The following is a 26548-nucleotide window of genomic DNA, read 5'->3' on the forward strand; positions in this document are numbered from 1 at the left end:
CGCGGCGAGCCTAACACGGGGCCGAAAGCCCCCCAAGTTTTCGCACCGCGCTCGGAGCAGCCATGAACCTCTCCCACGCCGATCTTCAGCTCATCGTCGATGAGATCCGCACATTGGCCGTGCCCGGCGTCATCCAGAAAGTCTTCGACGCCGGCCCCCGCCGCGCCATCCTTCAGGTGCGCAGCCCGGGCCACACCTACAACATCCTGGTCAGCGTGGCCCCCGAAGACACCCGTCTGCACCTGGTCGCCGAGCGCCCACGCGTTTCGGGACCGCCCCAGGCCTTTGTGATGCAGCTTCGCAAATGGCTGCACGGCGCCTGGATTCAAGCGATCGACCTGGACGCCCGGGACCGAATCATCACCTTTACCCTCTCGGCCATCGACCCGACCTGGGAGCCCCAACCCGACGATGAACGGGCGCTTCGCCGGGAGATTTCCCTGGTGTGCGAGCTTGTAGGCCATCACCCCAACGTCTTTGTGGTGGACCAGGAGCGCATCGTCGGCATGGCCCACGGGCGCAGCCTTGGCGAGCGCGATCTGCGCCCGGGCGCGCACTACAACGCGCCACCACCGCCGCCGGAACGCGGCCCCCAGGCTCATCCCGAGCTTGTGGCCCGGGAGGGCGATGGCTCCCGCTCCACCTGGCTCAGCGCCCACATCGACGACACGCTGGCGCAGCAACACCGCACCGACCTCTACCGCCGCCTCCAGAGCGATCTTCGTTCCCGGGCGCGGACCCTGCGCCGGCGCCTCAAAAACATCGAGGAGGACCTGGGGCGCATCGAGGCCTCGGCCCGCTATCAGATCTTCGGTGAGCTCCTGCAAAGCGCCTACGGTCGGGTCAAACGCGGCGCCACACAGGTGCGCGTCCCGGACTACTATCAAGAGGGGATGCCGGAGATCTCAATTCCCCTCGATCCGGCCCACGACCTGCAGTGGAACATCGATCGCTACTTCCACCAGCACCGCCGCTACAAAGAGGCCCGTGACGACGTGGAGACGCGCTTTCTGCAAAGCGAAGAGGCGCTGGAAGAGGTGGAAGACGCCCGGCAGACCCTGCAAGAGCTGAGCGACGCCGACCTCCACCAACTCCAAGCCTTTGAGCAGGAGTTGCGCGCCTCTCAACTCCTCAAGCGCACGCGGCGCCAGCGCGCGGCGCGCCGCGCACACGCGCCACGCCCGCCCTACCGCGAGTTTCGCTCCCATAAAGGCGCGGTCATCCTGGTGGGGCGCGGCGCCAAGCATAACGACGCCCTCACCACCCGGGTGGCCCGCGGGCGCGACCTCTGGCTCCACGCGCGTGACTGGTCCGGCGCCCATGTGATCGTGCGACGCGAGCGCGATCAGACCCTCGACAGCGAGACGCTCATCGACGCCGCCACCCTGGCCGCTCACTTCTCCCGCGGCCGCAAGGACTCGCTCATCGACGTGACCTACACCGACGCTCGCCATGTCCGAAAGCCCCGGGGCAGCGCACCGGGCATGGTCACGATCGCCAGCGGTGCCACCATCGCCGTGACCCTGGAAGAAGACCGCCTGGAGCGCCTCCTGGCCACCGAGATCGACCCCGGCGACTGAGCCCCCGCCCCTCCCAGACGCCTGACGAACAAAAAGCCCCGGTGAGCGCTCAGGCTCACCGGGGCTTTTCAGGTCGTACGCTTCGTGTCGCGAATCAGCGCATCACGAAGGGATAGGTAATCGGCAGCTCGCTCTTCGACTCGGGGAAGCGCATCGAGTTGACCACACGCTCGATGCAACCACCCAGGTCGGTGCCGGCCATCGGGGCCCCCTGCACGCTGGCGCCCGACACCGAGCCGCTCGGCTGCACGGTAAAGCGCACCCGCGCCGTACCACTCAACCCACCGGAGTTGGAGTCCCGCGAGCAGGCCGCAATCTGCGAGTTGTACTTGCGAATGGTCCCGGCGACCTGCGAGCGCGACAGACTATCGGGAACGTTGCTGGCCGGCGCCGGCGCGCTTCCACCGCTGCTGCCCGAGGTGCTTCCGGAGCGATCCAGCTGACCGATGATCGAGTCGACACCGCTACCGCTGCTGCCCGAGGACTTCTTCGTCTCGGTACGCGACGCGGTGCGCGTCGACTCACTGCGCTCACGCGTGCGCGACGTGGACCTGGAAGTCTTCTTCGGCGCCTCAGCCCGCGCTTCTTCCTTCGCTTCTTCTTTCTCGCTCTCTTCCTCAGCTTTCGCTTCTTCGGAGTCGCCACCTTCGGCAGCAGCCAGAGCGGCGGCCGCGGCGGCTTTCGCCTCCTCGGCTTCCTTCTGCTCCTCCGCCGTGGGCGCGGCCTCGGCGGCGGGCGCCGCAGCCGGGGCCTGAGCCACCGCCGGCTGCGCCGGCTGCTCATTGCCGCGATCGCCCAGCAGCACCACCACAACCGCCACCAGCGCCACGACCAACACCGCAGCCCCGGCGATCACACCGATAAGCAACCCTTTGTTTTGCTTGCGATGACTGCCCATCGGCATCAACGCCGGCATGCTCATCGTGCCCGGCGAAAACTCCTCGCCACTGCCGCTATTACCCTTCATGGCCGAGTGCGAGCTGGCGAGCGCCTGAATGTCGATCAATCCCGACTTGTCATTGCCCTGCGCCGCGCCCTCCGCCGGCTTACTCACCGCCTTGACCTGGTCCACGCTGCTCAGGCTGAAGAGCACACTGTTTTCGTTGCGCGCCCCCACCATGCCCTCGCCACCACTGGCGGCCGCCGGCTGCGCCGGCTCCTCGGCACCGTAGCCGGCGTTGTAGTCGTCTTCGGGCGGCGTGGAGTCAAAGGCTGCAAACATGCCGCCTTCACCACCGCCAAATCCATCGTCGTACCCGCCGCCCTCATAGCCGCCGGCGTCGTAACCTCCACCGTCGTAGCCCTCGCCCTGATCGTAGCTCCCGCTGCCGTACCCGCCGTCCGAGTAACTCTCGAGTGAAGGTTGGTCGTACCCCCCGCTCTCTACCGAAGCCTGATTGCTTTCAAATGCTGCGCCTTTCTGCAACTCGCTGGAACTCATCATCGCCGTTTGGTCGAGGTCATCGGAAGGCTGCGGACTGTGAGCCGAGGCGATCATCGTCGCTTCATGGGGCCCGGCCGCATCCTGCATCAGGTGGGCAAACTCGTTGAGCGTGCTCAACATCACCCAGTCATCAAGTCCATCGCGCCAGGCAAAGGTGTCCGGATGCACCTGGCCGGCAGTAAAGTAGGCCTCTACCTCCTCCGGAGTGATCGGCCCCACACGTTCCCCCTCCACCACGACATACCACTCCGAGGCTCCCCCGGTGTTGCCGTACGCCGAACCGAATGCCGGGCTGGACTCTTCCTGAGGCTCCGTCGTCCCCTGGACCACGATAACCTCACTGCACTTCTTGCACCGGATCTTAAAGACCTTGCCCTGGACCTTGTCGTCCGCGATGGAATACTTCGCGCCACAGTTGTCGCAAACGATCTTCATCAGAGAACCGCTCCTTCGCGTTGCCTATTTAAATGCCGCCAGAGATGCGGCCGGCGTGGACTCGACGTGCTCTGTGTCACCCTCAATGCGAGGTTGAACACCCTGGTAGAGCGATCTGCGCTCTGGAACTCTCATCCGACCGACGCGGGGCTTGATTGCAACGACCACCCCGCGGCCTCCATCAGCGTGATTCTCCAACGCCTCCGCCAGGCGGTAGGCCGTCCAGATCATCAACATCATATTAGGAGTACCGGTCAGCAGTCTCCAACCTAGCAAAGCGCTCAACGAAGCGTCAATCTGTTGTCGGCCCTCACAGCCCACCCCGATCCCCGCATAACTACGCCCTCAGCCCGCCCGCTCCGACCATCGGAGCCAGGCGCCCCCTCCGGCCGAAACAACTCTTTACGCATCCCCACCTCCAGAAAAGAAATGCCCCGCGTCCGACGCAGATTCTGCAGGGGCCGGGGCATTCTTTCTAGCGACCCCGCCGCCAGAGAGCATGGACGCCTACTGCAGCGTCTCGTCTGCGCGGCTCTCCCGAATCTTCGGCAGAAAGCCCGTCTTAAGGTTCCGAAGATGCGGGAACTGCACACGATGATGCGCTTCCGTCATCACCAGATCCGGCGAGCGAAACCCACCTTCAACCAGCATCTCTTCGAAATTGTAGAACTTTGAACGGAGTTCGTCGCCATCTGCATTCTGGGCAAAAGCCTGACCAGACCACGCCATCGAAGCTGCTAACACCAGACCAACAAGCGCTCTTTTCATCATGTCATCCTCGTTAACCCGATGCGTGCTGCATGCACGATCGACCTGAAGCGTAGCGACCTCGACGCGCTGCGTCAAAACGGCGCCTGTCAGCCCTTCCTCCCCCCCGCTCTCGGCCCTCTCGGTACTCCCCGCGCTCTTCTGCATCGCCTGGCTCTCTGCCTACCCGCCCTCCGGTCCCGGGCGTCGGTGGCCCCTCCGACCGAACCGACGCGCCACGCCTCCCCAACCCAAGAAAAGAAAAACCCCGCGCCCACACAGGAGCTGCGGGGCCGGGGCCTTCTCTCTAAAAAGGTGCTGCTTCGGCAACGAGCCGCGACGCCTACTGAAGCGTCTCTTCCTCGGTGCTTTCCTGGATCTTCGGAAGGAAGCTGGTCTTGAGGTTGAGCAGCCTCTGGAACTGCGCCTGACCACGTCCTTCCATGTTCATCAGATCCGGCGAGCGAAACTCACCTTCAACCAGCATATTCTCGAAGTCGTAGAACTTCGAACGGGGCTCATCGCCGCCTTCATCCTGGGCAAAGGCCTGACCGGCCAGCACCATCGAAGCGGCCATCACCAGGCCAAAGAGTGCTTTTTTCATCGTATTCTCCTCGTTCATCGCATGCGCGTTACACGCACCACCTGCCTGCAGAGTAGCCAGCAAAGGACGCCGCGTCAAAGCGACGCCCCCCTACCCCTTATCACTCCGCACCCTCTTCCGGCGCCGGCGCCTCTTCGGGCTGAGCCTGCTGAGACTGCTCGAGCTGGGAGCGCATGAAGCTAATGGAGGCCTCGTAGTTGGCCACCTTGTTCACGTCATCTTCCAGCTCCACCAGACGCTCGTAGTACGCGATGGCCTCTTCGGGACGCTGCAGGTAGGTCTCGTTAAGCTGAGCCAGCCGCTCCAGACTGGAGAGATGATCGCTGTCGCACTCCTTCAGGTAGTACTTATAGCGCTCATTGGCCTCTTCGTGCTCACCGACGGCAAACGCCGAGGCGCCCTTACCCAGGTTGGCCACGCAATGATGCGGCGCAATCCGCACAGCATGGGTAAAGTGTGCGTTGGCGCGCTCATAATCGAGGTACTCAAGCAGGATTGCCGCCAGGTTCAGTCGGCTCTCCAGGTAGTCCTCGTCGGCCTCGATCGCTTTGCTGAACGAGTCTACCGCCAGGGGCACGTTATCTTCCTGGATGTACACCAGGCCCAGGTTGTTGAGCACGTCGACGTTGCTCTCGTCTTCTTTAAGCGCTTTTCGCAGCGAATACTTCGCCAGCGAGAGGTTCTCGCGCTCCATGTAAACCAACCCCAGCGTGTTGAGCGCGCCGACGTTGGCGGTATCCTCACGCAGGATCTCTTCAACGTACCGCAGCGCCAGGTCTTCTTCCCCACGGCGAAGCGCAATGACCGCCATGTTATTCTTGGCCACCAGGTTGTTCGGGTCGCGGGCCACGACCTCGGAGAAGAGCTCTTGAGCGGCGTCGTACTCTTCGTTTTCGGCGTACGCCTTGGCCAAAGCCACGGTGTACTCAAACACGTCCGGGTCGAGCTCACGGGCCGTCTGAATGTGCTTCACGGCATCATCGCTACGGTCGATTTCACCGTAGAGGAGCCCCAGATTGTAGTGGGCCTCGGCAAAGGTGGGCTCCAGCTCTACCGCACGCTCAAGCGCCGCAATGGCGCTTTCCCGCTCGGTGGCACCCGCCTCAATGGCAGCCTTACCCTCTTCAAACGCCGCCAGCGCCTCCAGCGAGATACCGGTCGCCTCCGAGATCTTCTCCTGCTCGGTCTTCTCGGGAACCTCAACCGGCGCTTCGTCGACGGTCTTGGGCGCCGAGCTACAGCCCGCGCTCAGCGACACCGCAATCGCGGCCGCCAGAACCCCCATCAGGGGGCGCCGTGTCAGGTCAGTGAGTGTGTTCTTCATAGTCTATCCTCGCACAACGCTCGAAGCGTCTTCGTCGATGGTCTTGCTCGCTTAGGAGGCCGGAGTAGCGCCTTGCTCGGTGGCCGGGGCCTCCGGAGCAGATTCCACAGGCTGGCCATTTTCATCGAGCGCCGGCGCCGGCTCGGGTTTCGGGCGACGCTCCAGGCGTTTTGCGCCCCGCTCTGCCACCACCGACATGTCGGTGACCGGAGCCGGAGCAAAGAACTCGGTGCGATTATGCTCCACGCTCACACCGTCCTGCCCGGTGATCGGGTAGGCTTCCCGCTCCAACGCGCTGATTTCCTGCGCGGAGAGTCGGCTCCACTCGTTATACGCCTCGTACTGAAGCGCGAGTTCCAGAGCCCGGTTGAACGCGGTAAGCGCACGCTCCTGAAGCGGGAACGCCAGGTCTTCCACCGAGAGTTCGTATTCAAACTCCTGATCCGGGGTCAGGCCTTCGGGCAGGGGCAGCGCGAAGAGCCCTTCGGCAAAGTCCTTGTAGCTCTGACCGATGCGGTAGGCCGCCGCAGCCACCCAGCGCGGGCTCTGCATGGCGATAACCTCACCGAAGATCTGCTCGGCTTCCTGCTGGAAGGTCGCTTTCTCCTGAGCCAGTCGCGTCAGACGCGACACCGGGAAGGAGAGCTTCACATCCACAAACTTGCGGAAGACCGCCTCGCCCTGATGGAAGCGCGCCTGCGCAGCAAAGGCACGGCTGGCAAGCTTCTGCTCGTCATCCAGTTCCTGCCAGGTGCTCACCGAGGCCGCAAAGTAGCCGTCGGCGACCTTCTCCCAGTCACGCGGCTGCATACGCTCGGCCAGGAGGCCCAGTTCGAGGTTCACCTCGACGATTTCAGCACCCTTGACGCCGTCTTTCTTGAGGAAGTTCTCAAAACGGGTACGAGCGCCTTCCCAGTTCTCGCGATTCTTCTCCAGGTAGGCCATCTCCAGCTCGATGGTGTTGACCTCGTCGGCCTCGACCGTCTCACCGAAGTACTCCAGGTACGACTCATAGGTCGCGATCGCGTCGTCCCACTGTTCCATCGCGGCACGAAGGACCGCGGCGTTGTACACCGCATCCCCGGCCTTCTCGAAGCTGCGGTAGTTCTCCTCGCCGAGGCGAGCGAAGTAGGTCGCGGCCTGAGCCAGGTCTGCGCGAGATTCGAAGATCAAGCCCATGACGTAGAGAGCGTTCGGCGCCTCTTCCGACGCCGGGTAGGTGTCAACCACGCGCTGGTAAAGCTCCACGGCGCGATTCACCTCGCCGCCACCCTCGTAAATCGCCGCCGCGTTAAACACCGCGCCCGAGGCGAACTCCGACTGCGGGAACTCGCCGGCAAGGCGCAGCATCTCGGTGGCAGCCTCTTCGACTTTACCCTCTTCCTTCAGGTCGATCGCCTTCTCGTTGATGGCAAACGCGATGGACTGCGTGAGGTTATCACGCGGAGTGACATCGAAGATCTCGTTCTCAAGCAAGTGACGCGCCCACTTCTCCACTTCGTTCCAGCGCTGCAGACGGTAGTTGGCCTCCAGGAGGCTGTTACCGGCGTAGCTGGCATAGGTGTGGCGAGGCGCGTTCTCAATGATGCTCTCGTAACGCGGGATGCAGTTATCGTAGTGACCGCGGCTCTTGTAGACCTCGGCAGCCACGTAGTCGACCGTGGGAGTCACGTCCTCGGTGGGGTACATCTCCGAGAACTGGTCACTCGCGTGCACAAACCCTTCTTCGTACTTGAGCAAGTCAGTACGGGGAATTGGGGGAGTTTCTCCAGCATCGGTCGCCGAGGTCATTGTCTGCGACGTGGCCTCCGGGGACTCTCCGGCACGAGCGGCCATCTCCACCAGGATTGAGTCCGGGTGATTGGTCTTCACCAGCTCGTTGTACGAACTCACCACCGCGTAGGCCGCGTCGCGAACCAGGGCCTCGACCTCTTCGGGCTTGGCCTCTTCCGGCACGTTGTCGTTCTTATAGAGATCGACCACCAGCTGGTACTGCAGCGCCGCGCGCTCGAAGTCTTCCAGGTTGTAGAGGTAAATCTCACCCAGGAAGAAAGTCATATCGAACGATGCCGGGTGATCCGGGAAGCGGTCGATAAACTGCTGGTAGTAATCGGCCGCGGTGGCGTAGTCCTCACGCGGACCGCCACGCTGGGCCTGACGGTGGTAGTGGTTGGCCAGACGCGCCAGGTTACCTTCGACAAGCAGATCGGCGTTGGAGCGCGCGCGCTCCTCCTCGGCGTTGTTGCGGTACCAGGTGCCGTTGGGGTTGAGGTAGGCCACGTACTGCTGAACCCGCGCCTCGTAGGCCGCAAAGTCATTACGACGCAACGAACGCACAATCGCGTCCATCCAGTCGGGCACCGAGGGGTGGTCCGGGCGCTCTGCCAGGAACCACTCATAGGCCGCCAGCGCGTCGGCATCCTTACCCTGGAGTTCCAGGTAGCCCGCCATACGGCTGATCTGCTCGTAGGTGTAATCGATGTCGCGGATTTCAAGGAAGTAATCCCGCGCCTCGATCCAGCCCTCTTCGATCTCGGCCAGAGCCAGCATCAAGTCGTTGCTGGCCTGAGTCTGCAGGAAGTTCCAGGCCGCCGAATCGGCACGCGCGATGACCTGCTTAAAGGTATCGGCACTCTCGCGATGTTCGCCGTTGTTGAAGTGCGACCAGGCGAGCTTGTAGAGCGCGTAGTCGTAGTTGCGGTACTGTTCGTACTGCAGCACCTTCTCGTAGTTCATCTTCGCCACGCCAGCTTGCTTCTGGTCGAAGAAGAACTCACCCAGCGCCAGGTAGGCATCCGGGAGATAACGCGAGTTGGGGTAGTTGGTGACCAGGCGCTGGAGGTAGCCGACGGCCTGGGCGCCCTGATTGGCCTCGATCAGCCCGCTTCCCAGGCGGAAAATCACCTCATCCAGGCGATTGTAGTCCGGGTACTCGCGCAGAATATCTTCGTAAATCGTCTGCGCTTCGGCGTAATCCGGCATCGGCTCCGGGCACTCGCTCTCGTCGAGCGTCCCTTCGTAGACCGCATCCAGACAGGCGTTGTACTCGGTGCGAGCGCGCACGTACTCCATGTTGCGCAACTCCCAGAGCAGCTCCGCCTTCTGGAACATCCAGTCGGGCTTCTGATCGGAGTAGGGAGAACGGGCAATGATCTCGTCGAGCTGAGTGATCATCCGCCGGTTCTGAGCCTCCAGACGCCGCTTGAGCGCCTCGATCTCCTCCACGGACATCGTACGCTGCTCGTCCTCGACCTGGTCGAGGGTCACGTCCGTTTCGGCCTCCAGATCGGACTCGACCTGGCGCTCGCTCTCGGTGGCGGCCTGCTCATCAAGGCGGCGCGATGCCGAGTCGAGAATATCGTCGGTGGTTGCGCGCTCGCGCTCCTGGGCACTGATATCCTGCGCCCACACTTCGGCGGCAGGGCTGACGAGAAGCGCCACGATCAGCGCTCCGAAAATCGATCGGGTGGTCTGAAGGTTTTTCATTGTTCAATGCACTCCGTGCGCATCTGGCTGCGGAAACTCGCGACCTCATCGAGCCAATACTCGCCCTCGAAAGGCCAGGGCTGCCAGTCATCGGCTACGACCATCAGCGTCGTCCCGGCTTCGGCGACCTCGGGGGCCTCGTAGTCCGGATTCTGAAGACGCTGTTGGAGCTGCTGGCGCTCCTCGCTATCGATATCAAACTCGATCTGCAGCGAGCGCAATTCCCAGTTTTCCAGCTCCTGATCCACAGCGGTCAACCGCTGCTGGACGATAATGCCCCCTTCCTGGATCTTGAGTTCGAGTTGCTCTTCAACTCGCTCCAGGACCTGCTGCCCGAACTCTCCGAGCGCAGAGATATTGGCCTTGAGCGCATTGCGCTCGGCCTCCAGCGAACGCACCACGCGGTGCACGTTGTAGAAGGGAAGACTCTCGAGCACGGCGTTGGTGAAGAGCTCCGGAATCGGCGCGGACTTGCCCGGGGTGTAGGCGTCTTCCATCAGCTGCCAGTAAGCTTCCGGCTCAAAGGTGTTCTCCAGATAGCTCTGCAACAGCGGGCGCTGATCGAGGTAGCGAGCGCGGAACTCACCCAGCGCACGCTGACTCTTGGGGAACATGCACAGGTTCAGATAGACCGTCGACTCCAGGATATAGAGATCCGGGTAGTAGCGCTGCGAGTAATAGGGGCTCTGCAGCGTGTGGAAGGTTCCCAGCGCACGCTTGAAATCGTTCTTCATGAAGTAGCTCCACGCAGACTCAAAGACCGCGTCGGCGTGACGCGAAGACTGCGAGGGGAGCTTCTGGTAGTAAAAGAGCGCGACGTCGAAGAAGCCAACCTCAAAGAACACCCGCGCCAGAGCCAGATACCCCATCTCCAGGATGTCTTCGTTGCCGCCGGGGGCCGCTTCGGCAGCGAGAATCGCGGCCTCGAAGTTACGAAGCGCCCCGGGGATGTCGTTGACCGCCGGATCCAGGCGAGCGACACCGGCCAGGTAGCGGGACTCGGGGTAATCTTTGGCGCTTGCGGGAACCTGGTCCAGGTACTCCAGGGCCAGATCCATACGATTGTAATCGTAGAAGAACTTGCCCATGTAGTAGTTGAATTCAGCCTGGAACTTCTCGTTCTTGTCGCCCACGTAAAAGCGCGTGAGTTCTTCGAGAATCGGCGGCTTGTAGCCGATGCGGCGGCTGAGCTCACCGAGCATCCGGAAGCCCTCGACAAAGTGGGGCTTGTCGGCGCCGGCCATCAGCACTTCCAGCAGCGGCGTGGACGCGCCTGAGAGAATCCCCTGCTGGTAGAGCGCCTTGGCCAGGCCGAAGGTCGCCTCGTACCAGTTCTCCGAGCCTTCCTCAGGCCCGTAGGAGAGGAACTCCAGATACATGCGGGCGCCGGCCATATTATTGCCGTCGCGGACCTGCTGCGCGGCACGGGGAAGCTGACCGGCGGCACGCTCAAGTTTTGCCTGGCGCTCGGCCTCGGCCTCGCGCTGCTCATTGAGCTCGTTGGCGCGGCGCTCGATCTCGGCCTGGCGCTCGGCCTCCAGACGCTCGCGTTCCTCGCGCTCCCAGTCGTCCTCGCCACCGGCGGGCGCAGGTGCCGGAGCCGGACCGATGGGGCCCTCCTCTTCTTGCCCGGCGCCCTCTTCTTCGACCGGCGTCTCTTCGCCCTGGATCATGCCGCGGCGACGCAGGTGCTCAATGACCTGATCGCTGACGCCCTGATTGCGCAGCTCCTCGACATCCTCCGACGTCAGAGAGATGCCCTCGCCGGCGGAGTCGATCGCCCCCATAATCGCGCGATCATCCAGACCGAGTCGCGTCATCTGCACGATCTGGTTTTTATCCAACGCAAAGGCGGTGACCGCCGGCCCGGAGACGAGCGTCACGCAGAGCAGCGCGCCAACGATCTGCCGGATCCACCGACCTCGCCGACTACCCTGTCCTGCCCCTGCACGCTTGTGCGTATTGCGATTGAGTCCCTGCATAGACTGTCTTCCTGCTTGCGCGTTTATCGATTTGACCGGTGTTGCCTGCGGCGCGACCGAGCGTCATCCATTAGAAGTGGTAGGAGGCCCCCACCAGAAACTCCACCGGCATACGAATCTGACCGAAGAAGGAGTCCTGATTGTCCGTAAACTCAGCGCCCCGATAGATATAACCGCGCCCATCCAGGCGAACGGTCAGATCCGGCGTCACAAAGAAGTGCGCCCCGGCTCCCAGGACAGCTTCGATGGTGACCTCGTTGGAGAGCTCTTCACGCGCGAGGTCCGGACGCTCCACCCCGCCGACGCCCAGACCCGCGGCGACGTTAAGGTCAAAGTGTGCCAACTTGCGCTGCAAGAGCGCGAGTTTGCCGTAGAAGGGGCTCCACATCACCAGGGCGTTGGCCCGCCACAGGAAGCGGTCTTCGGTATCAAGCCCGGTGTCAAACGCCGCCTCACCACGGTCGGTGATGAGAAAGTCGGTCAACTGGGTGTTATGGCTGAGTACGCCCGGAGCATCCATAAACGCTCCGCCCACTTCCACACCGAGTTGGTCACTGAAGTGGTAGCTGACGCGAGCTCCCACCGGGATGTAGTAAAAGAAGGGCTCGCTGGAGAGCAGGCCGGCGTAGAGACCGGCCCCGATGCGTCCCTCGCGCTGGTAGAGGCGGTCGGTGAGCACCTCCAGATCTCGGTCGCTGGTCCAGTACTCGGAGAGTTCCTGGTCCAGCCCCTGCTGCGCGACGGCGGGCGTCGCACTCAGCAGTAGCCCGGCAGCCATGAGCACCGCAGCGGCGCTCCATTTATACTTCGCGGTCGTCATGAAAGAACCTTCTGTAGACCTGTAAACATCGTCGCCCGACCGGCGGGCGGCTCCCAGTACGCGCCAGGCGCACCCTTAGAAGAACCAGCTAAAGCCCAGCGAAACCTCCGAGGGCTTCGCCACCCCGCTCTTGACCTTCTGGAAGATAAACTGGCGGTAGTCCGCGCGCACTGCGGCGTGTTCCCCCAGGTAGAGCGCCAGACCTGCCCCCAGCACACCCTCGGGCTTGACCGTCGTGGAGGGGGCGGCGTTGAAGTCGCTCTGGGTCTGAACCACGGTCATGCCGGCGCCGCCGTAGATGTTCATGTCCAGGTAAATCAAGCGGTCATTATAATACGCGAGTTTGCCGTAGACCGGGCTCCAGACCAGACCGAAGTTGGTATGAGAGAGCTGGCTATCGCCGATGAGCACACTCTCGGCCCCGGCACCGGCTTCATCCTCCAGGGTCTCCTGAAGGCCGGTGGGGCGCTTCAAGGCAAAGGAGGTCGCGAGTTCCAGGCCGATGTTCTCCAGCAGGAAGTAGTTCGCGCGCAATCCCAGGGGGAAATACTGCTCAAAGATGTTGTTGGGGATGACGCCGCCGTACACGGTCAACGCAAAACGCCCTTCTTTGAGAAACGCGCGCTGCTGCATGACGAAGACATCACGCATCTGCGCCCAGTACATCGGGTCGTCTTCGTCAACCTCGGGCAGACCATCGTCGCCGGAAGCCTCTTCCTCGGGCGCCGCGGCCGACGGCTCCTGAGCCAGGGCTGGTGACGCGAAGAGCCCCACGGTCAGCGCCACCACCATCGCCCACAGGGGGGCTTGAATTCGCTTGGCATTCACCGATCTATCTCCTAACTGCGTAGTTCGAACTATCAATCTTCAAGGGGTCGCCTGCCTGACTCAGGGCACAAAGAAGGTCGCGCGCGTATCGGTCGAAGCGGGGTCTCCGTTCACACCCGAGACGCTGCCCTTCTGACCGAAATCGTACGAGTCGTTGGTCCCGCCAACATCCACGCTCATCACCGTCTGCAGGCGGAAGGCCTCCCCGGGGAAGAGCAGCTCGGATTCCACTGCTCCCACCGCCACATCAACCGTCCAGCCGGCCTCCATATAAGCGGGCAGATAGCTCATGGCGTCGCGCACAATCGGGATCCCGGAGGACGGAAGGTAGCGGTACGCGCCGCCGGTGCTGCAGGCGATGTTCTGGAACTCGGCAATCGGCCCCACCCGACCGCTCTCATCGCGCGCCGGCATGCAATAGGTCGCGTCGAGCTTGTCATCGCCCGGGTACTGGATAGAGTCCGGCGCTCCACCGGAGGCACGGAAATACTGGACCTGGCGGCACTCCTCGAAGTTGCGGCAGTCGTCGTTAGACGCGCACTCTTCTTTGCCCTGATAGTACACGTGGTCGTCACGCAGGAGGTTCGCGTCGATTGCGGGGTCGATGTGCACGAACACCAGGGAGACCCCCATCTGCTCGGCCCGCGCGATCACCTGCTCGGCGCTGTTGCTGCTCGTTTGGAAGGAGTCCGGGTTGTCGGTGATCACCACCAGCGTGCGGGACTCCACGTCAGCGAGAGCCGCATCGCTAAAGCCCTGCTCCAGGACTTCGAGAATCCCGCCGTAGAGGAAGTTACGGTTGCCCTCGGTGGTGCTCGCATCCGTGAGGTTTTTATACGCCGACTGCGCCTGAGGGCTGCTCGTCGTCCAGAGCTTACCCGCGGAGACCTCATCCACGTGCGAGAACACCGAGGCGCTGGATCCACCATAAGACCAGAGCCCGAAGAAGCTCTGGCGCCCATCCTCGCGTACCATCTGAGCGACCGTATTCCAGCTGCTCAACACTGCGCTAAGCGCGCTGTGGCGACGACCATTATAGTCAGTCGCGCGGGCGCGGTTCGGACCAATATCCGGACCGGCGATCTGCTGAGCTTCTGCATCGACCTGGACCAGTTCACCCACGTCGCGAGGCAAAAAGCCACGCCAGGACCCCGCGCGAGACACGAGCACCCCGAGAGCATGGCTGGACTCATCCTGGCCTACGAAGGTTGGTGCCCCCGCTGTCTCCACCGTGGTGCTAAGATGGCACCGGTTCCCGAAATCCGTGCCGCCCTGGTCCGCCACGGAGCACACAAACGAGTCCGGACACTCGGCAGTGCCGGCGCATACCCGGTCAGGCATCGAGAAGACCGACCCGGTGCTAAAGCTCACCGTCTCTCGGTCCAGGTTTACCGCCTGCAAGGAGACGTCATCATCAGGCTTGATCGGCGTGGAGTCGTTGGCCAGGAGCACAAAGCCCAGACTGGCCTGCCCCGAAAGACCGCCGCACTGACCGCCCGCTTCATTGAAGCTGATGGGCTGCACGCTGTTGAAGCGACGCTCCGAGAAGCTGATCCGAGCCACGGTATCGCAGCCCGTGGCCCCGAGAAGGGTCACACCAGCAAGCCCCATTAAGGTCGCCCAGGACAAGCGCGCCAGGCGCTTGGACCGGCGTCGCTCCGAACTCAAGCCGTATGTCATTGCATCATTCCTTACTGCGAGTTGTTCTATGTCGGCGTCACCGTCTTATCGCCACGCGTCGTAGGGCATGTACCCGGGTGCGACGAAGCGCAGTTCTGGTGCGCTTATTAATCCGGCGAACCGTTCTACCCGAAGGGTGGGATGTGCGCAAGCCGGCCGAAGCCACGCAAACAAGAAGCCCTAACGCATCAAGCCCGACCTCATCGAGGTCGGGCTTGATATGCATTTAAACTTTGATGCGAAGGGGCGGGCTCGAACCGCCGACACCGGCCTTTTCAGGGCCGTGCTCTACCTACTGAGCTACCTTCGCTTGCTTTGGCCTTGGGGGGTGTTCCCCGCTGACAAGGAGACTTATAGGGCGATTAAAAATTACTGTCAACAGGTTTTCTTACTCTGCCGGTACTTTTTTTTCGTCGGCCCCTTTTTGGCCCTCACCGAGCTGCAGAAGCTCAATGCCCAGGGTGCTGGCAACCTTGTAGATCCGAGCGTCCCGGTAGAACTCGCCAAAGATGATGCGACGGATCCCGGCGTTGACGATCATTTTAAAACACTGCCAGCAGGGAGACGCCGTGATGTAGATGTCAGCGCCATCAATGGCCACCCCATTGCGCGCGGCCTGAATGATCGCGTTGGCCTCGGCATGAATGGTTCGCACGCAGTGGCCTCCCTCCATCATATGGCCGACTTCATCGCAGTGCTCCAGGCCCCGCACACTGCCGTTATAGCCGGTTGAGAGAATCGTGCGCTGGCGTACGATCACCGCGCCCACGTGTTTGCGATCGCAGGTCGCGCGGGTCGCCACCTGAGCGGCGATTGCCATGAAATAGTCATCCCAGCTTGCGCGCTCGTCCATTCGAAGCTCCCGCGTGTGTGGTTTCAGTCGTTAAGCGCCCGCGCGCTGATCTCTTCGCAGGCCTGCTGCCACCCGCTCGCCTTCGACGGGTGCCAGCCGGGCCCAACGCTAACCTGCCAATGCCCCGACGTCGATACTTCCGCGGATACAAGCGGAGACTTGCCGACCTCCTGCAGCACCGAGGGAACCCGCCCGGGCCCGGCCACCAGCCAGGTCTGCGGGCCTGCGTCACCGAGACGATCGCTGCGTATAAACACCTCCGGATCGTATCCCGCAAGCTCGGCACTGATCCGCGCGATGCGCTCGCGGGCGGCCTCTTCATCATCGATTCCGTCGAGCCTGGCAAGCAGCCGGGGGCGCTCGCCATGCTTGCCCGTCGCCAGCGCCAGGAGCCCCCCTTCCAGACGAACCACCACCATCTGCGTGCGCTGGGTCAGTGTATCGACGATCAGGCGGTCGGCCTCAAACGCTCGCCACTGACCGCGCTGATTGAGATCGTAGGCCTGGGCCGGCAGGGCGGCCGCGCGCAGCGCCAGCGCCCACACCACACGGACCCTCTCGGCATCATCAAGCACATGCCGGCTGAGCGCCCAGATTAGCTGATAGGTTGAAGGAACAGAGGACATAGGCAAGGACTCCGAAGACCCGATACAGGGAGCGATCTTGTCGGGAGCAGCCCTGGCGCTTAATCTCCCGGCTCTCGACGGCGGCCCCCCCGGGAGGCGCCGCACGCGACGTCATCTACAGATACTCAAGGATATTTATGGCGGCCTGGCTGGACCACATCGCTCTTTACACCGACCTCTACGAGCTGACCATGGCTCAGGGCTACTTCCGGGAGGGCAAGGCCGACCAACGCGCCTGCTTTGACTACTTCTACCGCACCCCGCCCTTCTCGGGAGGATATGTGGTCTTTGCCGGGCTGGCCACGCTGCTGGAGATCCTGGAGGATCTGCACTTCGACGCCGCCTCGCTGGAGTTTTTAAAGGAACAGGGCTTTGACGCCGACTTTCTGGCCCGTCTGAGCGAGTTTCGTTTCCAGGCCGAGATTCGCTCGCCGCCTGAAGGGACGCTGATCTTCCCTTACGCCCCGGTGCTTCAGGTACGGGGCACCCTGCTGGAAGCCCAACTGGTCGAGACGCTTCTTCTGAACCTGGTCAACTTCCAGTCGCTCATCGCCACCAAAGCCTCGCGCATGCGCGAAGTCGCCGGCGAGCGCCTCCTGGTCGACTTCGGACTGCGGCGAGCCCATGGCTTTGGCGGCCTGCACGCCTCACGCGCGGCGGTGGTCGGTGGCTTTGATGCCACGTCCAACGTACTCGCGGGCATGCATTACAACATCCCCCTCTCGGGCACCCTGGCCCATGCCTGGATTCAGTCCTTTGATCGTGAAATCGACGCCTTCCGCACTTTCGCCGAGCACTACGGCGACGCCTCAGTGCTCCTCGTCGACACCTACGACACACTCAAAAGCGGTGTCCCCAACGCCATCACGATCGCCGGCGAGCTGCGGGCCCGCGGCCACGAGCTCAAAGCCATCCGCCTCGACAGCGGTGATCTGGCCTACCTGGCACGGCGCGCCCGGAAGATGCTTGATGACGCCGGCTTCCCCGACGTCAAAATCGCCGCCTCCAACAACCTCGACGAGCACGTGATCCGCAGCCTGCTCGTCGATCAGCAGGCCCCGATCGACATCTTCGGCGTAGGCACCCAGCTGGTCACCGCTTACGATGACCCGGCACTGGGCGGAGTCTACAAACTCGCCACGCTCGACGAAGTCCCCCGCATCAAGCTCTCCGACAGCCTGCGCAAGATGACCTTCCCGGGCGATAAACAGGTCTTCCGGATCCGTGACGCCGAGGGCCAGTTCTACGCCGATGCCGTCGCGCTTGATCACCAGACGCATGTCGAACGCATCCATCATCCCCACGAGCCCCACAAAGAGGTGGACATCAGCCAGCTCGACCAGGAGTTGCTGCTCCAGCCGGTGATGCAACATGGCGAGCGAATCGGCACGCTGCACTCGGCCTTTGAAGCCCGCGCTTATTGCCGCCAGCAGCTCGCGCAGCTCCCGGCCGAACACCGACGCTTTCACAACCCACACCTCTATAAGGTAGGACTGAGCACGGCGCTGCGCGATCAACGCGATGAGGCCGTGGCGCGGGCGCGCAAGCACCTGAGCGATCGTCCGACATGATCGCTCGGGCCAGCTGCCCCCCCCCCTCTCCCTTCCGCCTCTTCCGTTAAAGAAGTCAGCCTGATGTCCAAGCTCATTCTCATCGTCGAAGACGAACACGACCTGGTTCAAAACCTCGAGTACAACCTGCGGCGGGAGGGGTTCGAGGCGATCTCGGCGGCCACCGGGCATCAGGCGCTTGCTCGCCTCAAAGAGCGCCCGCTTCCCGATCTCCTCCTCCTTGATTTGATGCTCCCGGATCTCTCGGGCTACGAGGTCTGCCGCCGGGTGCGCGCCGACCAGACCACTCGCCATATCCCGGTGTTGATGCTGACCGCCCGTGGCGAGGAACACGAGCGGGTGCAGGGCTTTGAGTCCGGAGCCGACGACTACGTGGTCAAACCCTTCAACGTGCGCGAGCTGATGCTCCGGGTCCGCGCCGTGCTTCGCCGCACCGAAAGTGCCGAGGAGGAACCTCGCCCCGGCGAGGTGATCTTCGGACGACTCAAAGTCGACCTCCCCGGCGTGCGCGTCTGGGTGGATGAAGAGCCGGTCAGCCTCACTGCGCTGGAGTTTCGCCTCCTGGAGACCCTCTTCTCCCGGCGCGGCCGCGCCCAGTCGCGCGAGGTCCTCTTAAGTGATGTGTGGGACATTCAGGCCGACGTGATGACGCGCACGGTCGACACGCACATCAAGCGCCTGCGCGAGAAGCTCGGCCCCTGCGGGGCCTACATCGAAACCCTGCGCGGGATCGGCTACCGCTTCTGCGCCACGCCTCCTGAACAGGGCTGACGAGACCCGGGTGTTTCTAACCTTTCGAAGCAAAATCTTCGCGATCGCGGTCGCGCTCATCGGGCTCTTCCTGCTCATCGGCGCGCTCTCGGTGCATCGCACGATGAGCGCGTGGACCGAAGCCCGCATCGAAGCCGACCTCCACCAGCGCGCGCGCCTGGTGGAGGCCGCGCTTCCCGCCACCAGCGCGCTGCCGCACGATGACGATCCCGGCCTCCAGGCCACCGTCGATCGCCTGAGTCAGGCCTCCCAGACACGCATCACCCTGATCGCCGCCGACGGCCAGGTGTTGGCCGACTCCCATCTGGAAACCGACGAAGCGATCGAAGATCACGCCAACCGCCCCGAAGTCGTCGCGGCGACCACCTCGGGGTTTGGGCGCGCCCGGCGTCATAGCGAGTCGCTCGGCACCGACCTGCTCTACGTGGCGATCCCGGCCTCCCGGACCGACTTCGACGGGGTGGTCCGCCTCTCGGTACCCCTGGATGAGATCGATCAGGTGCTCAACCGCCTGCGCACCGTGGCCCTCTTTGGCGCCCTGGCCGGCCTGGTGATCGCGATCTTTTTGAGCAGCATCGCCACCCGGCTGATGTCCGGCACCCTGCAAGAGTTGCTGACCCATGCCCGCGGAGCCACCGACGAAGACGAGGACGCGCTGGAAGCCCACGCCCCCGATAACTCGCCACCCAGTTCCCGCTCGGTACGCCAGCTCACCGAAGCGCTGGAGCGCAGCGTCGGCTCGCTGGCCCAGGAGCGCGATCGCTTCGGAGCGGTCCTCAATGGCATGTCCGAAGGCGTGGTGGCCACCGACGCCCACCTCACGGTGACGCTGATCAACCGGGCCGCCCGCGCGCTCCTCGGCTTAGAGCGCGACGCCCGGGGCCGCGATCTCTCCGACCTGATGCCCCCGGCCACCCTGGAACAACTCACCGAGGCCGCGCGCCGCGGACGCGGCATCTCCGCCGAGTTCCAGCTCGCCTCCCCCCTGATGCGCACGATCCTGGTCCGGGCCGCCTGGTCGCACACCGGCCCGGGCCTCATCCTGGTCCTTCACGACGTCACCGAACTGCGCCGCCTGGAGACCGTACGCCGCGACTTCGTGGCCAACGTCTCCCACGAGCTGCGCACCCCGGTGGCCGTCATCCAGGCCAATAGCGAAACCCTCCTCAGCGGCGCGCTGGATGACCCCGACGCCGCCCGCACCTTCACCCGCGGCATTCACCGCAACGCCGAGCGCCTCACGCGTCTGATCGCCGATCTCCTCGACATCGCCCGCCTGGAGGCCGAGCAGGCCAACCTGGCGCCCAGGCCCCTTGGCGCCCGGGCCGCGGTCCTCGAAGCCCGCGAGGCCCTCCACGCTGCCGACGACGTCTCCTTCTCCCTGGAGATCGATCCGAAGCTCACCGTCCTGGCCGATCCCCGCGCCCTGGATCAGGTCCTGGTCAACCTGCTCGATAACGCCATCAAGCACCTCCCGGAGCCCGGCCCCATCATCGTGCGCGCCCACACCCCCGCCGACTCCGACCACGTGCGCTTCGAAGTCATCGATCAGGGCCCGGGCATCGATCCGCGCCATCACCAGCGCCTCTTCGAGCGCTTCTACCGGGTTGATAAGGGGCGAGCCACGCATATGGGTGGCACCGGCCTGGGGCTCTCGATTGTCAAACACCTGATCAGCGCCCAGGGCGGGCAGGTGGGCTATGAGCCCAACCACCCCCACGGCTCAATCTTCTGGTTCACGCTGCCGGCGGCCCCCCCCGCTACGAGCGCGGCGCGCTGACCTACGCGCCACGCCACGCTCGCTGGCCGCTTAAGCGCGGTGGGCCCACCACAAACCGCCGCCGGCGCCGCCCACCAGCACACGATCGGCATCCACAACGTGCAGGCAGCTGATCTTTGCCGGCACCGGCGACGTGCCCCGGCGCTGGTACGTACCCCCGTCAAACTCCACCAGCGCGTACTCCCCGGCCAGAAGCGACTCGCCATCGGGACTCCAGCGCGGGTTCGGCAGCGATTCTCCCGTATGAACCCGCGCTACCAGCTCGCCGCTGCCGGCATCGAGCACCACCACCGAGTTGTCCCAGCGCGAGATCGCCAGGCGACCATCGCCCGCCGCCAGCCCGTAGATGCTCCCCCTTTCGGTGGGAGGCAACATAAAGGTCCCGACCTGCTCCCGACGCTCCAGATCCCAGATAAAGAGCTGACGGTCGTCGTACCCGGCACAGGCCAGATGCTTCGCGTCGATTCGCTCCCAGAAAAACACAAACGAATCGGCAAAAGACCCACTGGCATGCAGCCTGGTGCCATCTTCCAGTGAGAGCCACACCAGGCCATCGTCGTCGGCGACCACCACCTCATTGCCGACCACCGCCAGGTGCTCGGCTCTGCCGATCTCACGCACCCACAGCTCCTTGCCGCTTGCCAGGTCGAAGGCCGCCGCAAACTCGCTCCCCGAGAGCACCAGGGTCAGGCCATCCTCCGAGAGTCCTACCGCGCAGACCCGTTCGTCACACGAGGGGGTAAAGGCCCGCCGCGCACGCCCGCTCTGGCGATCCCACTCGATGGCCGTGCCATCGTCACTGGCGGTGTAGATGAAGTGCTCGCTGCAGATGATGCCGCTGACTTCGTCGGTGTGGTAAGGCGCGGCATCTTCTCCCAGCGGCTGCCCCTCGGGTGACCAGGCCAGAACTCGTCTGAGCCGGCCCGCCGCATACACCTCGCCGGTCAGCGGATGGAGGTCCATTCCGAAGACCTCGTCATCCTGATGACCTTTAAAACGCTTGCGACGGGGTTTGGCCGGCGCGGAGATGTCGACACGGGTTACCCCACACTGCGCACCGGCCCAGGAGGCCAGGTAGAGCACATCGCCCGAGGCCCCCACCCGCACCCGGGCAACGCCGCCCTGCTTGATCGTCTCCTCCTCAAGCTCCGCGCCCTCCAGATCGAAAACCCGCACCTTCGTCACTCCGGCCGCATACACGCGCTGGCGCGACACATCCACCGCCACATCGGCGCCGCCGTGCTTCTTCACCGTGACCTGCGGGCCGGTGGCCTCCCGGGCGATGAAGTGCGTGGCGTTGTCGGTGATGATGACCAGGCGCTCCTCATCGATCCAGGCCACGCCGTTGACGTCATCGCGATCCTCATAGGTCCAGACGTGTTCCACCGGGACCGGCGAGCTCCCTGCCACAAACCCCGCGCCCACCGCCTCGCTAACACCGCGCACATCCCACAGACGCAGCGTCTGATCGTCGGAGACCGACGCCAGCCACTGCCCCGAGGGCGAAAACGCCAGCTTGCGCACCCCGCCGGAGTGTCCCTCGGCGGGCTTGAGGTTGGCGACCATCGCCCCGCTCCTCGGATCGAGCAGCTGCAGGTGCCCCCCGTGAGCCCCCACCGCCAGCAGCGAGCCTTCGGGGTTGAAGCCCACGTCGTAGATCCAGCCCATCGCGCTGGCAAAGCGCCGCACCTCCAGCCCCTCGCGATCCAGAAGGCGCGCGCCCTCCTCGCTGCCCACGGCCAGCCACTGACCATCGGGCGACCAGGCCAGCGCGTTGACATTGACTCCCACCACCCCCGGGCTGACGCTCAGCGATTCAAAGCGCCACCCCGGGGCCGCCTCCTCGGCCGCGTCCACCGGCGCCGAGATGTAGCGTTGAACCCGGGTGGCCGCGCCGTCGTAGTCGTACTTAAACGTGTCGGCCTCCCGATACATCACGTTGCCCGCACCCAGCAGCGCCCCCAGGAGGCGGTCGGCGCTCTCGTGGTTCAACGCCGCCAGCGCCGCGATCACATCTTCGGCAACCTGATGCTCATCGCGGACGTACCCGTAGAGGTAGTGCTCATAACGCAGGGGCACCCGACGCGCCCAGTCCACGCAGGCCTGGATGAGCGCCTCGTCGTCGAGCTCATGCTCGGCCACCGACGCGATGACGTTATGCAAAAAGATCGCGTGCGGGTCTTCGAGCAGCCCGATCAACGCCTCCACATCCCTGGCTGCCACCAGCTCATCGACGGTGACGCGATCGGCAAAGCGCAGCTCCACCTGCTGCCCCATCGTCTCCAGCGCTCCGAGCGCCGCCTGGCGCACCTCGGCGTAGGGATGCTGAAGCAAGAGCTCGGCCTCGTGCACCGCCCGGGCCCGGTCACCAAGCGAGGGCAGGAGCTCGGCCAGCGTGCTCTGAAGCTCGCGATCCTCGTACTTGTTCGGCTCAATCACGCTCAAGGCCTGGTAGACCAGCGCCTCGTCCAGCGCGCCTCCCCGGGCCACCTGCGCGTACGCCAGCATCACCTTTTCATAGAGCAGCTCCAGCTCGCCCACCTGGGGGGCCAGATGCGCCTTGAGCGCCTCAATAGCCCCTTGAGTGCCACAGCGAGACAGCCCCACCATCGCCGGGCGGCTAAAGCGCGTGGCCAGCGCCGGGATCAGCGCCTCGGTGGCCTCCTGCCCGCCGAGCCTCCCCAGGTTCACCAGCAGGCGCGGGAGCACACTCTCGGGCGCGCGCTTAAGCAACGCCACCATCGGCGCCACGCAGCTGGCATCCCCCAGCTGCCCGACCCCGTCGAGCAGCGCCCAGACCACATCCTTCTGCTTGATCTCCGCGCTCCAGTCCTCCGGCGCCCAGATCAGCTCGTCGAGCATCTTCAAAAAGGTCGGAACCGCCTCGCGCTCCCCCAGAATGGTGAGCGCATAGACGGCCTGGCGCTCCTCCCGAAAATACTCCGTGCCCACACCGAGGAACCAACTGGCGAGCTCGACCACGCGCTTGCGGGTGTGCGCGTCGGCCCGAAGCGCGGCCTTCGCCGCCAGCGCCAGCCGCGGAAAAGGCGCGGTCAAGAGCGCCGGAATCCGCCAGGGCCCCATCTGCGTGAGCGCCTCTTCCAGCTCCAGGCGCTCGGTAGGCGTGAAGTTCCGCTCCGAGGCGTCCCGCGCCCGGAGCTTGCCAAAGAGCGGCGCGGCCTGGGGCAGATCCCGCTCCACCACCTCGCGGATCGCCGCCAGCACCAGGGGGCTCCCCAGCTCATCGATCGCCATCGCGGCGAGTTCCTCTGGCGAGTGCGTCGCCACCAGTTCTTGCGCTCGCTGCTCCTGGGCCTCCTCGGCTTCCCGCTCGGCCTGCTCCCGGGCGGCCTGCTCGACCGCACGCTCGGCGGCCCGCGCCGGATCGAGGTCCAGGGCCACAAACTCCTCCCGCAGCGCGTGAATGTCCTCGATGGCACCGAGCTGCCCGCGCCCGGCCTCCAGCTCCTCGATCAACGCCACCGCGTCCCGCACCAGCGGAGAGGCGTGCTCACGACACACCTCCAGGCAGCGGGCCAGCTCCTCCTCCCTCTTGAAGAAGAAGAGCCGCCACAACCAGTAGAGCGCCGTCGAAACCACGCGATCCAGATAGGGTCCTTCCACCGCGTCCTTAAAGGTGAGCCCTTCGTGGACCGTCTCATAGAAGTGCTCCGCGCCCTCACGCGCGCCGCGCCCCTGAAGCAGACGCACCAGGTAGATCGCGCGGACGTACATAAAAAGCCCGGCGCTCTTCACCTCGTACTCCGGCGTCACGCCACCGATCTCCATCTGATCGCGATAATGCCAGGTCAACGAGGCGCGATCGGCCACCGGCGTCATCAACTCGCCGATGCGCTCCTCATCCACCGCCCCCTCCTCCTGCTGCACCTCCAGCTCCGTGTACACCCGGTTGACCCAGGCCAGCGTCGAGAGGCCGTCGGCAAAGGCATAGGGGAACTGCTCCTCGTGATCCCAGATCAGCACCTCGGCGCGATTCGAATCGCGAAAATCCCGGGCGGCAAAATACACGTCCCCGTTGCCGGCGCTGCCCAGGCAGATCAGGCTGGCGAAGTACTCCACCATCGCCGTCCCCAGGTAGTTTCTCTGGTCCAGGAGCGCCAGCTGCTCAAAGAGGTTCCCCTCGTCCGGCGAAGGAATCCAGGCATCCTCCTCCCAGATCCGCCACTCGCCATAGTTGCAGTAGTCAGTGGCGTGGGCCGCTCGCCAGGCCATAAAACGAGCCAATTCCGCGGGCGACTGCATGGCGTGGTAGCTCTCGACCCGGGCAACGTAGTCGCCGGGCTCACGGGCCTCCACCGACTCAAAGGACTCCAACGTCTTGAAGAAATCGGTGTCGTACCAGGGCCCCAGTGTCTCCTCGGGCTGCCAGCGAGCCGAGGGCGGGAGCATCTCGGCCCAGCCCTCCCGGGCCCGCGCTACGGCCTCTGCCCGCACCGCGGCCATCGCCTCGTCGCGATTCGCGTAGCTCTCCTGACTCCGGGTCGTCTCCCCGCCCACCTCCCCGCTCTCGATGGTGACCTCCCCATCCTCCATGACCTGCGCATCCCAGAACTGCTGCCCATTCTCCATATACAAACGCATCGATCCCTCCATCGGCAGTCATCGAGCGCACACCCTGACCAGGGCTACGCCGGCACATAAAACGAATTGCCGCTCACGCTGTCACGCCCCCCACCCGAACGACAAGCAGGAAGGAAATGCCCCCCCGGAAAAAAATGGTCCCCACCGGCCCGAGCCCCCCACATATCCCCGAGTTAGCGCTCTAAGGCACGACGCGCTGCCACTCAGACCCCTTACCTCCCATTCTCGACTGCTAAGTCCATCAACTCAGACCCCTTACCTGCGCTTCTCGACAGCCAGATCGCCAACTCAGACCCCTTACCTCCCATTCTCGACTGCTAAGTCCATCAACTCAGCCCCCTTACCTGCGCTTCTCGACAGCCAGATCGCCAACTCGGCCCCCTTACCTGCGCTTCTCGACAGCCAGATCGCCAACTCGGCCCCCTTACCTCCCGGACTCACCCACGAAGTCCATCCACTCAGGCCTCTTACCTCCCATTCTCGACAGCCAGATCGCCAACTCAGACCCCTTACCTCCCATTCTCGACAGCCAGATCGCCAACTCAGCCCCCTTACCTCCCACTCTCGACTGCTAAGTCCATCCACTCAGACCCCTTACCTCCCATTCTCGACAGCCAGATCGCCAACTCAGACCCCTTACCTGCGCTTCTCGACGGCCAGATCGCCTGCTCGACCTATCGAGCCCGGAGTCTCGGACGTCGCCACGACCTTGACGCCCGGGCCTTGCTGACACCATAACGCACAGGGAGCGCCGGCCCCTCCTCGCCATGCGCAGGCGCCCCGGCCCGGCCTTTCGCCAACCGACTCCACGGCCCCCCCTGAGGTTTCCATGACTGACTCCCCCCTGCGCTCGCCAGCTCAAGAGTGGCGCGAAGCCCTCGATCGTTTCATCGCGTCCCAACGCAGCGCGCCCCTCCCCGAGAAAGAGGATCTCGACCCCCGCCAGAACGCCCAGCGCCGCGTCACCGGCGGGGTGCTCCTGCAATTCTTCGACTTTCTGGAGAAGACTGCCTCCGAGGAGCTCTACCCCCAGCTCGTGGAGCATCCCCTGCCCGAGCGGGTGTTTGTGTTTGTGACCGATGAAAGCGGCCACTGCGCGGCCCGCGAGCTGATGGACCTCTCCACCCCCCAGGCCACCTGCATCCTGCAGGAGGAGTGGCGCGAGGCGATCGAAGATCCCGTCTTCGACGACGACGAGACCTACATCCACCACTACCAGTTCTGGAGCGTGTGGCACCGCAACATCCCGGAGAACTGGGAGGTGCCCGCCCTGGACCCCGGCACCGAATATTGGCTCCACGAAGAGGGTTTCGCTCTGGCCGATGGTGCCGGGCGAGGCGCCCAGCACCTGTGGCGCTGGGACGGCACTGAACTCTCCCTGGCCGAAGAAACCATGACCTCCTGGACCTCCTGAC

Annotated in this window: 17 protein-coding genes and 1 tRNA gene; 5 read left to right on the plus strand and 13 right to left on the minus strand. The window is 64.1% G+C overall.

What is annotated here, in order from left to right; all coding sequences use genetic code 11:
* Positions 1-62: 62 nt before the first annotated feature.
* Positions 63-1580, plus strand: coding sequence for an NFACT RNA binding domain-containing protein (locus DL240_RS01130; protein ID WP_111728015.1), 1518 nt, complete (start codon positions 63-65; stop codon positions 1578-1580).
* A gap of 94 nt (positions 1581-1674) precedes the next feature.
* Here DL240_RS01130 and DL240_RS20635 read toward each other — a convergent pair whose 3' ends face one another.
* From DL240_RS20635 to DL240_RS01195, 12 genes are all read right to left on the minus strand, one after another.
* Complete coding sequence (locus tag DL240_RS20635; protein WP_111728016.1) at positions 1675-3459, minus strand: GYF domain-containing protein; 1785 nt, start codon at positions 3457-3459, stop codon at positions 1675-1677.
* Between the two features lie 507 nt (positions 3460-3966).
* Entirely contained in the window at positions 3967-4374 is a 408-nt protein-coding gene (locus DL240_RS19870) for a hypothetical protein (protein ID WP_111728018.1), read from the minus strand.
* 175 nt (positions 4375-4549) lie between these two features.
* Positions 4550-4810, minus strand: coding sequence for a hypothetical protein (locus tag DL240_RS01150; RefSeq protein WP_111728019.1), 261 nt, complete (start codon positions 4808-4810; stop codon positions 4550-4552).
* A 100-nt stretch (positions 4811-4910) separates the two neighbouring features.
* Positions 4911-6134, minus strand: a complete 1224-nt coding sequence (locus DL240_RS01155) for a tetratricopeptide repeat protein (RefSeq protein ID WP_111728020.1) — start codon at positions 6132-6134, stop codon at positions 4911-4913.
* A gap of 51 nt (positions 6135-6185) precedes the next feature.
* On the minus strand, positions 6186-9620 hold the full coding sequence (locus DL240_RS01160; RefSeq protein WP_111728021.1) for a tetratricopeptide repeat protein: 3435 nt from the start codon (positions 9618-9620) through the stop codon (positions 6186-6188).
* Positions 9617-11602 (minus strand): hypothetical protein, encoded by a 1986-nt coding sequence (locus tag DL240_RS01165; protein WP_146618031.1) that lies wholly within the window; start codon positions 11600-11602, stop codon positions 9617-9619. Before DL240_RS01165 ends, DL240_RS01160 begins: the two co-directional genes overlap by 4 nt.
* 70 nt (positions 11603-11672) lie before the next feature.
* On the minus strand, positions 11673-12422 hold the full coding sequence (locus DL240_RS01170; RefSeq protein ID WP_111728023.1) for an outer membrane beta-barrel domain-containing protein: 750 nt from the start codon (positions 12420-12422) through the stop codon (positions 11673-11675).
* A gap of 75 nt (positions 12423-12497) precedes the next feature.
* On the minus strand, positions 12498-13250 hold the full coding sequence (locus DL240_RS01175) for an outer membrane beta-barrel domain-containing protein (protein WP_111728024.1): 753 nt from the start codon (positions 13248-13250) through the stop codon (positions 12498-12500).
* Positions 13251-13310: 60 nt separating this feature from the next.
* Positions 13311-14930 carry a vWA domain-containing protein gene (locus DL240_RS01180; protein WP_111728025.1) on the minus strand — a complete coding sequence of 540 codons (1620 nt, stop codon included), beginning with the start codon at positions 14928-14930 and terminating at the stop codon, positions 13311-13313.
* A 237-nt stretch (positions 14931-15167) separates the two neighbouring features.
* A tRNA-Phe gene (locus DL240_RS01185) sits at positions 15168-15240 on the minus strand.
* Between the two features lie 78 nt (positions 15241-15318).
* Complete coding sequence (locus tag DL240_RS01190) at positions 15319-15783, minus strand: deoxycytidylate deaminase (protein WP_111728026.1); 465 nt, start codon at positions 15781-15783, stop codon at positions 15319-15321.
* 23 nt (positions 15784-15806) lie between these two features.
* Positions 15807-16409: a hypothetical protein gene (locus DL240_RS01195; protein ID WP_111728027.1), complete on the minus strand. Its 603-nt coding sequence runs from the start codon at positions 16407-16409 to the stop codon at positions 15807-15809.
* A 137-nt stretch (positions 16410-16546) separates the two neighbouring features.
* Between DL240_RS01195 and DL240_RS01200 the strand changes: the two genes are divergently transcribed.
* The 3 genes from DL240_RS01200 to DL240_RS01210 all read left to right on the plus strand — a co-directional run bounded on the left by DL240_RS01200 (position 16547) and on the right by DL240_RS01210 (position 20531).
* On the plus strand, positions 16547-17980 hold the full coding sequence (locus DL240_RS01200) for a nicotinate phosphoribosyltransferase (RefSeq protein WP_199589693.1): 1434 nt from the start codon (positions 16547-16549) through the stop codon (positions 17978-17980).
* Positions 17981-18043: 63 nt separating this feature from the next.
* Positions 18044-18751, plus strand: coding sequence for a response regulator (locus tag DL240_RS01205; protein ID WP_111728028.1), 708 nt, complete (start codon positions 18044-18046; stop codon positions 18749-18751).
* 10 nt (positions 18752-18761) lie between these two features.
* Positions 18762-20531, plus strand: coding sequence for a sensor histidine kinase (locus DL240_RS01210; protein WP_111728029.1), 1770 nt, complete (start codon positions 18762-18764; stop codon positions 20529-20531).
* 30 nt (positions 20532-20561) lie between these two features.
* Here DL240_RS01210 and DL240_RS01215 read toward each other — a convergent pair whose 3' ends face one another.
* On the minus strand, positions 20562-25133 hold the full coding sequence (locus DL240_RS01215) for a PQQ-binding-like beta-propeller repeat protein (RefSeq protein ID WP_111728030.1): 4572 nt from the start codon (positions 25131-25133) through the stop codon (positions 20562-20564).
* A gap of 829 nt (positions 25134-25962) precedes the next feature.
* Between DL240_RS01215 and DL240_RS01220 the strand changes: the two genes are divergently transcribed.
* Positions 25963-26547, plus strand: coding sequence for a hypothetical protein (locus tag DL240_RS01220; protein ID WP_111728031.1), 585 nt, complete (start codon positions 25963-25965; stop codon positions 26545-26547).
* The last annotated feature ends 1 nt before the right edge of the window (position 26548 follow it).

It is taken from the genome of Lujinxingia litoralis (genome assembly GCF_003260125.1).
Classification (GTDB): domain Bacteria; phylum Myxococcota_A; class Bradymonadia; order Bradymonadales; family Bradymonadaceae; genus Lujinxingia; species Lujinxingia litoralis.